Here is a 1,000-nt window from a genome sequence, read left to right on the forward strand (position 1 = left end):
CTTCCCGATCTCGGCGGTCTCCCCGATCACCACCCCCATCCCGTGGTCGATGAAGAATCCCTCTCCGATGGTGGCCCCCGGGTGGATCTCGATGCCGGTCAGCATCCGCGAGATGTGGGAGAGAAACCGGGCGAAAAACCTGATATTGTTGTTCCAGAGCCAATGGGCGACGTGGTGGAACCGCATCGCGTGGAACCCGGGGTAGCAGAACAGGATTTCGAGTATGCTCTGCGCGGCCGGGTCGCGCTCAAAGATGACGCGGATGTCGTTTTGGATTCGACGAAACATCTCTCCCTCCTCCCCTGAAAAGCTTCTTTACCTGACCAATAAAGTCAATTATTAGGGAAAATGGCGATAAAGGAAAGGATTTTTTTTAACCGTTTTTCCTTGATCCCCCGGACCGCGAGGAGATCCTCCGGACGCCGGAAGCCCCCGCGCCTTGCCCTCTCCTTTGCGATCTCCCTCGCAATCGGGTCGGAGATGCCGGGAAGCCCGGATAGCTCCCGGATTCCCGCGCGGTTGATGTCCACACGCTCCCCGAGAAGAAACCTCTGGCGGACGTTGAGGGGACCTCCGTGCCCTCCCGTCGCCTCGGGCACGTCCGGAAAAACGGGGGAACTGTCGCGGGCGGATCGGGGGGGCGGCGCGAAGCCGGGCGAAAGGGATGGCTTCGGAGCCAGAAGGGAAAACCCCGAAGCGAGCATATTTCCTACCAGAAAAATCAGGGATAGGAGAAGAATCGCCCTCGGATCGCTACGCTTGCTCTCCCGGGATGACCCCCCGGGACTTCCAGAGCTTGTACCGGATGCTGTCGACCAGGGCCTGCCAGGAGGCTTCGATGATGTTGTGCGAGACACCGACGGTCCCCCACTCGGTTTCCTTGTCCCCGGACCGTATCAAGACCCGTACCGAGGAACCGGTCCCTCCCGCGCTGATGACCCGAACCTTGTAATCGAGCAGCTCCACCTCGGAGAGTTCCGGGTAAAACTTCTCGAGCGCC

At 60.3% G+C, this 1,000-nt stretch carries 3 protein-coding genes; all 3 read right to left on the reverse strand.

The genetic code is table 11. The features are described from left to right. Window positions 1-288, reverse strand: a 288-nt coding sequence (locus tag VJ307_02215) for a serine O-acetyltransferase (GenBank protein HJX72942.1), incomplete at its 3' end; no start/stop codon positions are given. Window positions 289-332: 44 nt separating this feature from the next. Then, complete coding sequence (locus VJ307_02220) at window positions 333-599, reverse strand: helix-hairpin-helix domain-containing protein (GenBank protein HJX72943.1); 267 nt, start codon at window positions 597-599, stop codon at window positions 333-335. Window positions 600-753: 154 nt separating this feature from the next. Continuing rightward, window positions 754-1,000 (reverse strand): alpha-isopropylmalate synthase regulatory domain-containing protein (locus VJ307_02225; GenBank protein ID HJX72944.1); only part of this gene is annotated, 247 nt, incomplete at its 5' end.

Source organism: Candidatus Deferrimicrobiaceae bacterium, from assembly GCA_035256765.1.
Taxonomy (GTDB): Bacteria; Desulfobacterota; Deferrimicrobia; order Deferrimicrobiales; family Deferrimicrobiaceae; genus CSP1-8.